Origin of the sequence: Sphingobacterium arenae, from assembly GCF_014692505.1 — a bacterium.
In the GTDB taxonomy this organism is placed as follows: Bacteria; Bacteroidota; Bacteroidia; order Sphingobacteriales; family Sphingobacteriaceae; genus Sphingobacterium; species Sphingobacterium arenae.
This window is the reverse complement of sequence record NZ_JACNYK010000009.1, coordinates 20,128-34,478: the sequence shown is the minus strand read 5'-3', so window position 1 is coordinate 34,478 and position 14,351 is coordinate 20,128. Positions and strand designations below refer to the sequence as shown.

The window sequence follows — 14,351 nt, the reverse complement described above, 5'->3', positions numbered from 1 at the left end:
TAATAAAACGAACTACTGAATAAATTGTTTGGAAATCTACGTAAACCTATCCACCCGCCGCCGAATAATGTTTCGGTAACGGATATATAACAATATGGAAGAGGTCAGCAATCCGAGCGAAAGCCCATACCATACACCCTGTACACCGATATGCAAATGGATGCCTAAAAGATAGGCTGCTGGGATACCAACAATCCAGTAGGCGATAAAGGTAATAAACGTCGGAATATTGACGTCGCCCATTCCGCGTAGAACCCCTAGTCCAACCACTTGCGTGCCGTCGAACAATTGGAATAAACCTGCTATGATGAGGAGTTGTGCAGAGATATGGATAACCGCTTGGTCGTCACTGATTATTCGCGGTAAATATTGGTTGAAAACAGCAAAAATAATCGCACAGATCAACATGAATACAATAACAAGATGATAGGAAACGGTAGCGAATTTCTTTACCCGTGTCATATTTCTTTTTCCATAACTATGACCTGTCTTGATGGTTGCCGCCGATGCAATGCCGCTGGCCATCATATAGGTCATGGAAGCCAAGGTAATGGCAACCTGATGGCTGGCTTGTTCTACGGCACCGATCTTTCCAGCAATAAGGGATGCCGCTGCAAAGGATCCAACTTCAAATACATATTGCAGGGCCATAGGGGCACCAATTTTAAAAATGCTCTTTATCCGAGCAAATTCCGCATGAAAAAAGGAAAATGTCTTGGTGTATAAATGGAACCGTTTGGAGCGTAAAACATAAAAAGACATGGCCAACATCATCAACACGCGATCAATCAAAGTCGCATATCCAACGCCTACAATTCCCATTGGCTTAATACCGAACATACCTTTCACAAAGACAATAGCCAAAATGACATTCAGCACATTGCCCCAAATCGTGATGTTCATCGCTTGTCGAGTAAAACCAAGACCTTCGGCAAATTGTTTGAAGGTGTTAAACGCCATTAATGGGATAACGGAGAACATCAATACCAATAAATAAGGTTTTGCTGTTTCTACAACCTCGGGATCCTGATCGAGGTGTTCCATGGCGTACATCGACCCAAAACCAATAAGAGCAAATAACAAAATAGCGGTGGCGACGTTCAGCCAGAGGCTACTGGCGAGCAACTTTCCGCAAGCGTCCTTGTCACCTTTGCCGTTGGCTTGGGCAATAAGTGGTGTTAGTCCATAGGAAATACCGAGTCCGATGACCAAAACCACAATAAACACCGAATGTACAAGGGAAACCGCTGCCAGAGGAATCGTGCCAGCAAATTTACCCACTACAACAGTATCAGCCGTTTGTACGAGTGTATGCCCCAATTGGGAAATAATAACGGGTCCAGCCAGCGCAAAAGCGCTCCAATAAAAATGTTTGTTTTTCTTGTAGTAGTGATGTGACATCGTGTTTCGCGAATTCGCCAATATATGCGTGTGCAAATATAGTTGTTTTTAGGTTTTGCATTACCCCCTTATTAATACTTGATGTCGCAGAGCTTTCGCTTTTAAAGATTTCACATGTTTTCCGTTTGACCTTTTGGTACGCGTCGCAACTAGAGCGCTCGCTGCGCTCCACGCCTCTTATGTTGCTCATGTGTATCCAAAGGGATCCCTGTACCATCGGTGACATTGATTCCGTGTTTTAAACCTGCTGGAGAGCAAGCCTTGGAGCAGCAAGCAAAGCGCAACGGATCCCAGCTTGTGAACAGCAGGTTTAAAATTTGGTGTTCATGAGTTCCCTTCGTTCGGTTTTTTTACTTTTTTTGAGAGAAAAAAAGTAAAAAGCCTTACCTTAGTCGTTTGTTAAGAGAGATTAAAAGGAGAACGATAAAATGACTTTAGGATTCTTGAATATCGGTACACAGGAGATGGTGCTTATTGTTATCGTCATTTTACTGTTGTTCGGAGGGAAGAAATTACCGGAATTGGCGAGAGGATTGGGACGCGGGATTCGTGAGTTTAAAGACGCGTCTGATGGGATAAAGCGAGAGATTTCGGATCAGATCAATAATTTTGAAAAAGATTTGGATGTTACCGTAGAGGATACACCACCTACCAAAACCCAATCCGAGAAAATATCGGAAGAGATCAGTCAGCAAGACGAGAAAGGAGAAGAGGATACCGGCTTGGACGAGGAAACAAAAAAGGAGTTTCCGAAATTTACGACGCCTGAAAATACGGTACAACACCATCCCGGTGAACAACCATCTTCAGGAGACGAGCATTATACCTATGGGTATAACGATCATTTTGCAAATGAACAAGACGGTGCCGACACATCAGAAGAAGCGACAACGCAAACCAATACAACACCTTCCGATGAGGAGCGACCTAAAAATGTTTAATTTTATTAGCGTATAATATCCATTATAAAAGCTGTTGGTCACTCCTGCAGCTTTCTTTTTTACTTCACTTAATATGGCATACGAAATTATTATTTCGCAAGAACTGGGGATAAATAGCCGCCAGGTATCCACGACGATCAGCTTATTGGACGACGGTGCAACTGTTCCGTTCATTGCCCGTTACCGAAAGGAGATGACGGGTAGCTTGGATGAAGTGCAAATTACGGCAGTCCGTGACCGCGTACAGCAACTGCGTGATTTGGATAAACGCAAAGAAGCAGTCTTGAAATCTATTACAGAGCAAGGGAAATTAACACCCGAGGTGGAGCAGCGGGTTCAGGGAGCGGAGACGATGGCCATTCTGGAAGATATTTATCTTCCGTTTAAACCAAAACGTAAAACGCGTGCCTCGACAGCCAGAGAAAAAGGCTTGCAGCCTTTGGCAGATAGACTGCTATTACAGCAGAAAGACAATATATCGTTGTTAGCAGCTGATTTTATCAATTCGGAAAAAGGCGTATCATCAGAAGAAGAGGCTTTGGCAGGTGCGCGGGATATTATAGCAGAACAGATTGCAGAGGATGCCGAAGTTCGGGCGGGATCGCGGAAAATATTTTTGGATAAAGGTTTGTTTGTTTCGCGCGTTGTTCCTGGGAAAGAAGAGGAAGCATTGAAGTATAAAGACTATTTTGAATGGTCTGAACCGCTCAAAGAAGCTCCGTCTCATCGTGTACTGGCGATGCGTCGTGGCGAGAAAGAGGAAATGCTGTATCTTGATATTGCCGTAGAGGAGGAGACGGTACTTTCGGTTATCGAAAAAATCTATATAAAAGCCACCACTGACGCGGCTATGCAAGTAAGAACAGCCTTGCAGGACAGTTATAAAAGATTGTTGAAGCCATCGATGGAAACCGAGATAAGAGTGTTAACCCGCCAAAAAGCAGATGAAGAAGCGATTCGTGTGTTTGCGGACAATGTGCGTCAACTATTGCTGGCGGCTCCACTCGGGCAAAAGCGGCTGCTGGCACTTGATCCGGGATTTCGTACGGGTTGTAAAACGGTTGTATTGGATGCACAGGGTACACTATTGGAGAACACAACGATCTTTCCGCACAACGGCGCGGGAGGTTTGGCAGATGCTGCAAAAACCGTCGAATTACTCGTGAAACGTTACGATGTGGAAGCGATAGCGGTTGGTAATGGTACCGCCGGACGTGAAACAGAAGAGTTTATCCGTAAGTTGGGTTTAAAAGATGTGACAATCGTCATGGTCAACGAATCTGGTGCATCGATATATTCCGCTTCTGAGGTGGCCCGCGAAGAATTCCCGGATTACGATGTGACCGTTCGCGGTGCGATATCTATTGGCAGACGGTTAATGGACCCCTTGGCGGAGCTCGTGAAAATTGATCCTAAATCCATTGGCGTAGGGCAGTACCAACACGATGTCGATCAAAACAAATTACAGAACTCATTGGATGATACGGTCATTTCTTGTGTAAATGCAGTGGGTGTGGAGTTGAATACTGCATCTAAACAAATTTTGGCGTATGTCTCCGGGCTTGGACCGTCCCTCGCACAACAAATAGTGAATTATCGTGTGGCGAATGGCCCCTTCAAATCACGAAGGGACCTAAAAAAGGTCCCTCGTTTGGGAGACAAGGCCTTTGAGCAGGCTGCCGGTTTTCTCCGTATCCGTCATGGCGAACACCCGTTGGATGCTTCTGCTGTGCACCCGGAACGTTATGTGCTCGTGGAGCAAATGGCAAAAGATCTCCATGCTGATGTACAGGATTTACTAACAAACGAAGCATTGCGCAAACAAATTGACTTAAAAAAATATGTTTCGGATGAAGTTGGGCTTCCGACCTTAAACGATATTATCGGGGAGTTGTCCAAACCAGGACGTGACCCGCGGGAGCAATTCGAAGAGTTTAAGTTTACGGATGGCGTGAACAGCGTTAGCGATTTGCGTATTGGTATGAAACTGCCTGGTATTGTAACCAATATTACCAACTTTGGGGCATTTGTGGATATAGGTGTTCACCAAGATGGTTTGGTACATCTGAGTCAGCTGGCCAATCGCTTTGTCTCTGATCCGAATGAAGTTGTTAAGGTACAACAGCGTGTTATGGTGACCGTAACGGAAATCGACGAAAGACGAAATCGCATTGGCCTATCGATGAAAAGTGAAGACAAACCGGCACCACGAAAGCTTCATGATAACCAACGAAAAGCGAAGACTAAGGCTCCCGAAACCGACATGGCAAGTAAATTAGCGGCTTTGGCAAGCAAATTTAAAGCATAAAAGAAAGGGCAGATCACTATGTCTGCCCTTATTTTTAATATCCTGGATTTTGCTCTAAAATATCCGGGCGGAGATTGATTTGTGCGGTTGGGATTGGATAAATGAATCCATTTTCATTCGCTAAAGTCCCGTATTTTTCCAAGGCTAATCCTGTTCGACAGAAATCAAACCAAGTTTCCCCCTCAAAAAGAAGTTCCCTTTCTTTTTCTTCCTGTATAAACTTTACAAAGCTGTCCACCGTGGTAAATTCACTCTTTTCTTTCGTTACGCCTGCTCGTGTCAACACCTTTTGGAGTGAACTGAATGCCAGATCACTTACACTATTACTAGCTCTTGCCTCTGCTTCTGCATGAATAAGTAAGATTTCTGCCAGACGGATGATAGGCAGATTCTGACTCGGTGGGGTTGCGTTCGGAAATTTCCCCATATAATAACGATCATTTGATCCGTGAAATATCGAGAAATCTTGCCTTTTATCGCCGTCTTCGAATAGCGATAGCATGGAAGCGTCTACATAAAATAACATGCTGGCGTTATCATTACTTACTGATGCTAGGGGGTTGGTGGTTTGATCATCAAACTGCAACTCAAAAATAGATTCCGCTGTATTTTCGGAAGACCAAATACTACCGAAATTGTCTACTAACTGAAAATTTTCGGAGTTTATGATTTCTGCGGCAGCATTTGCTGCTAAGACGTATTCGTTTGTAATCGACGCTTGATAAAGATAAACTTTCGCCAATAAGGCTTGCGCGGCGTTCTTTGTCGCACGGCCTTTAGTTGCTTCTGCCGTTTCGTGTGCCTCGGGAAGCGCTGTTATGCTTTCCGTGAGGTCTTTTACCAGTTGCTCGTATATCGCGGAAGGTTCAGACTGTGGAATAGCTACATCTTCGTCTTCGGTAGTAGCTGTCAGCTTTAAGGGCACGCGACCAAAAGCACGTACCAGAAAGAAATAGTTTAATGCACGTACAAATTTGGCCTCACCAATAAACTGTGCTCTCTTCTCTTCAGAGATCGTGTTTTCGGGCATTTCAGCGACCTGGGCAATAATGTTGTTGGCGGCGTTGATGGTAGAATAAATGCCCTGCCATGCATTGGCCACCCACGGGTTGGTCGCTGCAAGGTTGTGTGTCTTGAAATTTTCGTATTCCGGAAATATCGATGCATGAGCAACATGTCCGGCAGAAAACTCAGGAACGATGACCATTGTCTGTCCGTAGGTAAACGAGCTCGTCATGGTACGGTACATCCCTATTGCGGCGGAATTCGCATTGGTTTCCGAATTGAAATAGCTATCGTTGGTAACTTGCGCAAGTGGTTCCCTGTCGAGGAAGCTGTCGCAAGACGTAAATCCTGCGAGTAGTAAGATAGCGAAAGATAATTTATATATCGTGTTCATAAGAATGTGCATTTAACAGATTAGAAAGATAAATTGACTCCTGCGGTAAATATACGTGGCTGCGGATAACTTCCGTAGTCGTATCCATAGATAAGGCCGGTGTTGGCGCCCCCATGGCTGGAACTTACTTCGGGATCAAAACCACGATATTTCGTAAATACATAGGCGTTTTGAACCGTTATGTATGCCCTCAGTTTGCTAACTTTCATCCTTTCTGTAATAGATTGTGGTAGCGAATAGCCCAATGTAATGTTCCGCAGGCGGAAGAATGAACCATCTTGTAAAAATCTGTCAGATACCGCACCATTGTTGAAGTCGCCAGGCGTAGGACGCGGCATATCGGTCACGTCGCCCGGTTGTCGCCAACGATCCACCCAATCCACGAATGCGTTTGAGCTCGCGTTATAACCTTCTAGTCCATTCGCTAGGTTATAGTTGAAGATATCATTCCCATAAGAGAATTGGCCCATGATGCTAAAATCAAAATTTCCGTACTGAAAAGTATTGGTTATACCACCAAAGAAATCTGGATTTGGATCACCGATAATCTGCCGGTCTTGGTCATCTTCGGCTCTAACGGGTTCTCCATTTCTTCCTTCATAATCGATCATTCCCGTTTCAGGATTGACGCCAATCATGCGCCAACCGTAAAAAGAACCGAGCGGAAGACCTTCCCGCGCAATATTTATGGAGGACACGCCGCCTAGGATTTCGTTTACACCAGCTGGTAAGGCAAGCACCTTATTACGGTTGAACGTCATGTTTAAAGAAGTGGTCCATTTAAAATTACCAACAAAATTGCGGGTGGTCAACTCAAATTCGAAACCTTTATTTTCAATGTCACCAGAGTTGGTAAACCTGTTGGTATAACCCGCGTTGGTCAAAATAGGTACGCCGATAAGAAGATCGGAAGTTTTCTTATGGTAATAATCTGCTAAAATGGAAATTCTATTATCGAATAGGCCTACATCCACGCCGATATCAGACTGCCTCGTTGTTTCCCATTTGAGGTTTCGATCGCCCAAAACGGACGGAATAAAACCGGGCATACCTAAGTAGTTGTTTCCTCCTGCATAGAGAGAGTAGCTGGCGTAGTTTCCGATGTTTTGATTACCGGTAATACCCCAACTGGCACGAAGTTTCAGGTCACTGATGACAGGAAGAGTTTGGATGAAATCTTCTTCTGTAAGACGCCATGCCGCGGCAAAAGAAGGGAATGTTGCCCAACGGTTATCCCGGCCGAAACGGGAAGATCCATCGGTACGCAAGTTAGCCGTTAGGATATATTTCTTTTTATAATTATAATTTACCCGCGCAAAAGCGGATGCGATAGCCCACTCTTCGGGGTACGCGTCTGCCCGCATGATAACACCGCCAGCATTGATATGTTCGATATCGTTGGACGGAAAGTTAGAACGTTGGGCGTGAACAAATTCCAGTCGGGATTCCTGGACGGAGAATCCGCCAAGTGCATTGAGTTGGTGGTCGCCAAATAACTTGTCATATGTCAAGGTTGTTTCGTTGATCCAAAGCTGGTCACGTGTATTACGACGCGCACCGATACCGCCTTGGCTGGCAAAGGAGCGGATTCCATTCGGCGGCATAAAAAACGTCTCGTCGATAAAGCTGATATCCGTTCCGAAACTTGTCTTCAATGTTAATGATGGAATAAATTGATATTCGGCACTTACATTTCCCAATACACGCCAAGTTTGTGCATTGTTGGTGGGGAGCATCAACATCGCCACCGGGTTTTCGCGTGAAGCGGTAACCTGATCATATGCATAACCGCCCTGTGCATCGTACACAGGTATATTAGGCGGCGAGAATATCCCATTTTTCGTTGGCCCTTCTTTGGAATTTTCCTCCTGTACTCTGTCGTTTTCTGCTCGCGTCACATTGATAGCCGTGGCGAACCTCAGTTTATCGTTGTGTTGATGATTGAGGTTTATGCGTCCACTGATTCTGTTAAAATCGGAATTAAGCAATATACCGCCTTGTCGCATATAGCCCAACGAAGTATAATATTGTGTTTTTTCACTCCCTCCGCTAGCAGCAAGCTCGTAGCTTCTGGTACCTGCTTTTCGGAATACAGCGTCTTGCCAATCGGTATTCATGTCGGGGTTGGCTACTATTTGATCCGGTATCGTTGATGTGGGGTCGTCCTGCTGTTTAAAGTAATAATAATCCCGCATGTAGTCCTGATATTGCTGGGTATTCATCATCTCATACTTACGTTCGGAAGGCATTTCAGAATACCCTTCATACATATTGAAATGGAATTGACTCGTGCCGGGATCTCCTTTTTTAGTTGTGATGAGAACAACACCATTGGCTGCCCTTGCTCCGTAAATAGAAGACGACGCAGCATCCTTCAGAATCTCGATAGACTGTACATCGGAAGGGTTGAGCGATGAAAGAATGTTGATACCCTGCGTACCGCCCCCAAAATTAAAATCGGAACCACCTGTGAAGTTTGTCGTACTGTTTACCGGGATGCCATCCACCACATATAGCGGATCGGAACTTGCATTGATCGAGGTGGTACCACGTACGCGAATGCTAAGTCCGCCACCCGGCGAACCGGATTTCTGTGTTACCTGTACCCCACCCGCTTTTCCTTGAATCGCCTGCGGAATACTGGGAAGTACTTCATTTTCGATTTCATCCGAGCCGATACTAGATACCGAACTGGCTAATGTGGCACGCTCCATAGTACCATAACCAACAGCCACGACTTGTACTGATTCAATCGTTTTCGATTCTTCGTTCAGCAGTATATCCATTTTTCCACTACCGTTGGTCGACTCTTCATACGCTTTATAACCAACAACACTAAATACTAAAATGTCACCTGGATTTGCTTGGATACTGAATTGACCTTGTTCATTTGTAGCGGCTGAGGTCGGTTGTCCTTTTATGGAAACCGTAACGCCTGTTAGGGGGCCATTTTTATCGCTAACGGTTCCTTGAATAACGTTTTGATCGCTTTCTGTAGAATCCGACGATGAAATCGATGTGGTCGGTGAAGAAGGAGTCGGTAGGGGAATACCGGTTGTATCGGTGGTGTCGGTTACAGAAGTATGTCCTACTGCCGAATCCGCTTCTGCTGTTTTTAAGACAACGTGTATCTCGCTCCGGTTATTCACAAGCTCTTCGTGTCGGGCGAAATCCGTTTTATTAAAAATCAACGAAGCATCCGGCTTCATTTCTAAAGTAAACAAACCTTGTTCGTCAGACACGGCATTGACGGTTTCTCCTTTTACCGAAACGATGGCTCCCGCTATGGCCTTATTTTGCTCATCTTTGACAGATCCCTGTACGGTAATTAACGAATCTTGTGCATCGAAAGATGTTGTCCAAAATGGGTTAAGGTCGTTGGGATTTTTTTTGGAAGAAAGGAGAACGTCGTTTGCGGAAAGGGCCCAGTAGGGGATAAATAATAATAAGGAAATAGCATAAAGGGTATGTTTCATAGTGCGTACTGATTACGTGCAATCATTTTATTTATTTTTTTATCTAGTGTAACAAACAACTAGTTTTAATAGTTTTTCGTTTATAATGATTTTGTTACAATTCCTAACAGTAACGTATTCTTGGAAAGAAATAGTATTTATTTTAAAAAAAAGATGTAATTTGTTGGAATAAGTAAAACAACTATGACCTACGACGAATTTATTTTTTCAATCGAACATGCAGATACTATTCCCGATAAATTAGATGTCCATTTGCAAGCACTTTGGTATGATGCCAAAGGGGATTGGCAAACCGCGCACAACTTGATCGACCATCTGGAAGATCGTACCTCAGCACATGTACATGCTTATCTGCATCGTGTGGAGGGGGATTTGTGGAACGCACGTTACTGGTATAACCGTGCTCAGCAGCCAGAATATAAAGGCGACTTAAAGGACGAGTGGGAGCAGCTAGTGAAAATGTTATTATAGCAACTATTCTTCTTCCCGTTTTTTACGTTCATTCCAGATCCATAACTTTCTCCAAAATTCGGATAAAGAATTGAATTCCTGTCGATAAACGACGCCTACGGCACTGATATAGTCGCTATAAGGCGTGAACAAGAAATTCCGGGTATTGAGCCTGTTGTATGCCCTTAATACGAGATTTCCGTCTTGGCGTAGACGAAACGTTACCTCTGCATCGGTGGCTATTTGATCTGAGAAAAGCATGAGGTCGTTCAGCTGGTTTTGACTTCGGTCCGTAACCCCGCCGGTAAATACCAAGCGGTCATCAAAAAACCGTAAAGAAGCGGAAGCATCATTGAAAGAACGTATATTGAGATCCAGAAAATTCATATTAAGGGATTGGGAGATGATGCTGTTCAGCTGATTAAAAGCAATTTCCGTTCCTGCAGATAGCAGTGTATTGTTCACTTCTCTACCAAATTCCTGTGTGGAGGCGGGAGTGAAGCTCCGTCTTACGATAAGGCTAATGGCTTGTTGGTTGACATTGTTGACGTCGCTTAAATAACCCTGGAGTTCATCCTTTACATAAGGCGTCTGGGGGAAATTAAGGTCGAACGAAACGTCAGGCTGGGATAAAGTCCCCTTCAATATCATATCGGCCTGCGCTAGGATACGGTCGTTGTTTTCCGCTCGTCCAGCTGCATTATACAAGGGGGCAATCGATGTCCGTTGCTGATAGGTCGCACTCAGGTTAACCGTCGCGTCGGTGGGATTACCCGCCCACCGGATAGTTCCACCTTCTTTCAGATCAAAAAACTTGTTAAAGAAATCTTGTGCCGTAAAATGGAATTTCCCCGAAATAACGTGATAATCTCCGAACATCTCGAAATCGCCCAAATTTGAAATACGCAACGAAATATCACCTGTACCAATACCTGTGAGAGAGCCAATATTGTTTTCTAGATTCACTTCAGCGTCTGGTGTCACCGTGATATCCATATTCATGGTTAAACCTTGGAAAAGCCGTTTGGCGACGGGTGTTTTCTGTACAGTAGAATCCGGGTCAACAAAATAGATAAAGTCATTGTCACTTACTTTCAGCGAAGTATTAAAAGGAAGCGTGATAACCGTATTCGGATTTGGGCGTACATCGATATCCATCACCATAGCACTGGTGGGGCCGTTAAACCGGAACGTACCCGATGCGTAGGCTGTACCAAAAAACAACTCATTATCTTTTCGGACAGTGTTTAAAATTTGAAAATCTTCTGCCGTCACATGAATAGCTAGGGTCGGGTCACTGAGCGTATTGAGGTTGATTTCTCCGTTTGCTCTCGCTTTCGCATTCCGAACGTCATTTACCAGCAAGTCATCCAAAAAGATCGTATTCTGTTGGATGATAGCATGCTGATTGGAAATATTGTATTTCGTTTGTAGATAGTTAACTAAAAAAGAAGCGTCCTTGATATGCGTAATACCGTTAATTCTTGGTTGCCTGATCGTGCCGTTTATGGTCACCTCACCGCTCATCGTGCCGTATAAATTAGAAACAAGGGTGCGGAGGAAAGGTTGTACGACACCGAGATCTATATCGTTGACCGTTCCTGTTAGATGAAGTGCTTCATTTTCGGAATTAACGTCGTATGAGCCCTTAAGCACAAAGCCATCACCATCTACATCCAATAATTTGGATTGGAGTTGTATTAGCCCGGTTTGTGGGTCAAAACCGGCATTCACATCTAGACTGCCAATGGGAAGATCGTTGTATATAATTGGCGTAGTGGATATATTGGCGGACAGCATGGGCGAACCAAAAACCGAATGGATTTGCATCTCTCCACTGAGATGGCCAATTAAATCAATGCCTAACGGTCGCGTAATTCCCGATAGCGAGGCTAAGCTGAAGTCTTTAAAGGCAACATCCAGTTTATCGTCTTCGTTGGATAAGATACCATTTAGGCTGACTTCTTGACGATCTCTGGAAACGAGGAGGTTGTTTAGGTAAAATTTACCTTTAGAAACACGTAGATCTGCGTCTTGGTTTATTTTCCAGGATTCGTTGTTCAAAACAATTTCCGATTGGTCAAACCGAATATTAGCGGGTAGATTATGGGCAAAATGGATGTTTCCGTTTAATTTTAGATAGTTCGGACGATCTGTTTCGGACAGCGAAATATGGAAGTTCAAACTGTCGTTCGCCAATATATTGTTGATGACAATATGATCAACATAAGCAGAGTCCGAAAAACTAAAGCGATCAGCTGTTGCATCTAACGAAAATGCTTGGTTATCCGCCTTTTCTGTGAGTGCAAGATTTTTTATTTTCATGCCTTTATAGGACACTATTGGACTAAAAGCCTTAAAATTTGCCGTGTAATTATCAGATGAGAATTTGGCCGTTAGTTGCGCACCGTCTTCTAGTGCTAAACTGGGGTCGAATAAAGCAGATATAGGCGCAAAGGATTTGACGTCTATATGCAAATCAAAATTCTGTGGATTGTAGGGGTGGTTTTCGAGGTTGATTGCAGGGGCATAACGCATGGCAAGCGATCGAAAATACGCGCCTATAGTGGATAAATCTATTTGTCCCGACATTACGCCGTCAACGACATCGGATTTAAGCGTTAACTGTTTGGATTGTTCGTCTCCTTCCGATTCAAAATCAAGATAGTTTATAACAAAATCGCCTCTTGTCGTGCTGAACTGGAGGTGGTCGGAAGCAATATGGCCGTTTAAAGAGTTTAATGAGTTGCCGTGTAATTGTGCTTGGATATTGGATTGGCTGACGACGATACTATCTTTGAGATAAAGGTGCAGTTTTTTTAAGTTGAGATGTTCTATTGTAGAATTAAATTCGTATACCGGGTTTACGTCCTGCCAGTTAAGTTCACCGTTAAATGCTAAAATAGCATGCGGGTCATCAATCTCACCATTCGCAAATAAGATCTCATCTACAATTTCTCCTTCAAACTTCACCTGTCGGTAAGCATAGCTTTTGAATAAAAGATTGGATAGATGACCCTTGGTGGCTAGATGCAATGATTTTGCATCCGTTCCTTTTCCGTCAAATCGAAGGTCAAAACCTGTTGTGCCAATTTCTTTAGAACCTACGAATTTTCCCAAGTCAAAGGAATCGGCTTTTGTGTTGCCGGTGTATTGCAACGTAGGTTTTATGGTAACGGTGCTTTTGGTAGAAAGCGAACCTAGTGCCGTAGTAGCGGTGCCATCTACATCAAAAAGGTAATAGTATCCGTTAAGTGTGCCTTGGTACCCCACTGTTTCCAACAGATGGAGTTGGTCGGGGAGTGAAAAGGAAGATTGATTGGATAATGCCGGTACCAGTTCTTCGACATCTTTTGCAGAGGTTTGTAAATTCGTCAGTGCAAAACGAAATTTCGTTTGCTCAATATCCGGAAGACCATCGATCATAAAATCGCCTTGCAGACTGGTGTGCATTCCCGTTTGCAGATATACATCACGCGCCCTTAAATGCTCGACCGTTCCGGATACCGATGCTTGAATAACGTCTGTAGTGAATCGAACGTCCACCATGGTCGGTGCAAAAAACTCAATATCGCGTGAGTCTACAAAAGCGTTCTTAAGCGTTCCATCAATTTTGACTTTTCGAATGAAATCCGTGAAATCGGCAAAACCATCATAATAAAAAGCAAGGTAATCACCTACCCTGGAGCGATTGGTGTGCAGCACGAGATTGGTAAACTCCATCTTTGTGCGCGACACAAAGGACCGCGCGCTGAATTCCTGAAGATACAATCCGCTTTTATCTCTGAAGGTTAGTTGATGGACATCCGCTCGTATCGTGGTATCGTTATAATGGAATGCTTTAAAATCCCCCGAAATATCGGTTAAATCCAAGTCACTGAAATCGACGCCGCGATTATGGTGATTAAAGCGATGGTCAGTCAGCTTGAAACGATTACGATGCAAGGTGATGCGTTGCAAATCCCATTGTATTTTAGTTTTGTTCGGTGTTTGTTCGTTCTCTTTCGGCGAGAAATAATCAATCAGAAAGCTCGCATTGGTGCTGTCTTTATATATTTCATAGTTAATAAAAGCACTATCCAATGTGAGTTGTTGGATACCGATTTGCTTATTCCAGATCTTTACTAGAGAAATGTGGGCGATGACACTTTTCGCGGATAGTAGCGTGTTGCCGTCTCGGTCATTGATGAAAAAATTATGTAATTCCAGCGACTGAAAGGGATGAAAATATACTTTTTCTAAAGAGATATCGGTTTGGAGCTCTTCACTCAGGTAGTTCGCAACCTTTTTTGTTACATAAGTTTGTATTGTTGGGTAGCGTAATAGGAAAACAGCCAATACCGTTAGCAAGACTATGCTAAAGAGGGTAATGAACG

Annotated in this window: 7 protein-coding genes; 3 read left to right on the top strand and 4 right to left on the bottom strand. The window is 43.8% G+C overall.

Annotation, left to right across the window (positions count from 1 at the left end; all coding sequences use genetic code 11):
* Positions 1-36: 36 nt before the first annotated feature.
* A complete protein-coding gene (locus H8B17_RS19905; RefSeq protein WP_190310997.1) occupies positions 37-1,401 on the bottom strand; it encodes an MATE family efflux transporter in 1,365 nt (454 codons plus the stop codon).
* A 428-nt stretch (positions 1,402-1,829) separates the two neighbouring features.
* Between H8B17_RS19905 and H8B17_RS20855 the strand changes: the two genes are divergently transcribed.
* Both H8B17_RS20855 and H8B17_RS19895 read left to right on the top strand, forming a co-directional pair.
* Positions 1,830-2,342 (top strand): Sec-independent protein translocase subunit TatA/TatB, encoded by a 513-nt coding sequence (locus H8B17_RS20855; RefSeq protein ID WP_190310996.1) that lies wholly within the window; start codon positions 1,830-1,832, stop codon positions 2,340-2,342.
* Positions 2,343-2,415: 73 nt separating this feature from the next.
* Positions 2,416-4,650 (top strand): Tex family protein, encoded by a 2,235-nt coding sequence (locus tag H8B17_RS19895; RefSeq protein ID WP_190310995.1) that lies wholly within the window; start codon positions 2,416-2,418, stop codon positions 4,648-4,650.
* A gap of 34 nt (positions 4,651-4,684) precedes the next feature.
* Here the strand turns inward: H8B17_RS19895 and H8B17_RS19890 are convergent, their stop codons facing one another.
* Both H8B17_RS19890 and H8B17_RS19885 read right to left on the bottom strand, forming a co-directional pair.
* Entirely contained in the window at positions 4,685-6,049 is a 1,365-nt protein-coding gene (locus tag H8B17_RS19890; protein WP_190310994.1) for a RagB/SusD family nutrient uptake outer membrane protein, read from the bottom strand.
* A gap of 20 nt (positions 6,050-6,069) precedes the next feature.
* Positions 6,070-9,525 carry a SusC/RagA family TonB-linked outer membrane protein gene (locus H8B17_RS19885; RefSeq protein ID WP_190310993.1) on the bottom strand — a complete coding sequence of 1,152 codons (3,456 nt, stop codon included), beginning with the start codon at positions 9,523-9,525 and terminating at the stop codon, positions 6,070-6,072.
* Positions 9,526-9,708: 183 nt separating this feature from the next.
* On the opposite strand from H8B17_RS19885, the gene H8B17_RS19880 reads away from it, so the two are divergent.
* A complete protein-coding gene (locus H8B17_RS19880) occupies positions 9,709-9,996 on the top strand; it encodes a hypothetical protein (RefSeq protein WP_190310992.1) in 288 nt (95 codons plus the stop codon).
* Positions 9,997-9,999: 3 nt separating this feature from the next.
* On the opposite strand, the gene H8B17_RS19875 is transcribed toward H8B17_RS19880, so the two are convergent.
* Positions 10,000-14,325 carry a translocation/assembly module TamB domain-containing protein gene (locus H8B17_RS19875; RefSeq protein WP_190310991.1) on the bottom strand — a complete coding sequence of 1,442 codons (4,326 nt, stop codon included), beginning with the start codon at positions 14,323-14,325 and terminating at the stop codon, positions 10,000-10,002.
* Between the last annotated feature and the right edge of the window lie 26 nt (positions 14,326-14,351).

Bases quoted from the DNA above. Each gene is read 5' to 3' on its own strand.
- H8B17_RS19905 (WP_190310997.1), bottom strand. From the start codon at position 1,401: ATGTCACATCACTACTACAAGAAAAACAAACATTTTTATTGGAGCGCT.
- H8B17_RS20855 (WP_190310996.1), top strand. From the start codon at position 1,830: ATGACTTTAGGATTCTTGAATATCGGTACACAGGAGATGGTGCTTATT.
- H8B17_RS19895 (WP_190310995.1), top strand. From the start codon at position 2,416: ATGGCATACGAAATTATTATTTCGCAAGAACTGGGGATAAATAGCCGC.
- H8B17_RS19890 (WP_190310994.1), bottom strand. From the start codon at position 6,049: ATGAACACGATATATAAATTATCTTTCGCTATCTTACTACTCGCAGGA.
- H8B17_RS19885 (WP_190310993.1), bottom strand. From the start codon at position 9,525: ATGAAACATACCCTTTATGCTATTTCCTTATTATTATTTATCCCCTAC.
- H8B17_RS19880 (WP_190310992.1), top strand. From the start codon at position 9,709: ATGACCTACGACGAATTTATTTTTTCAATCGAACATGCAGATACTATT.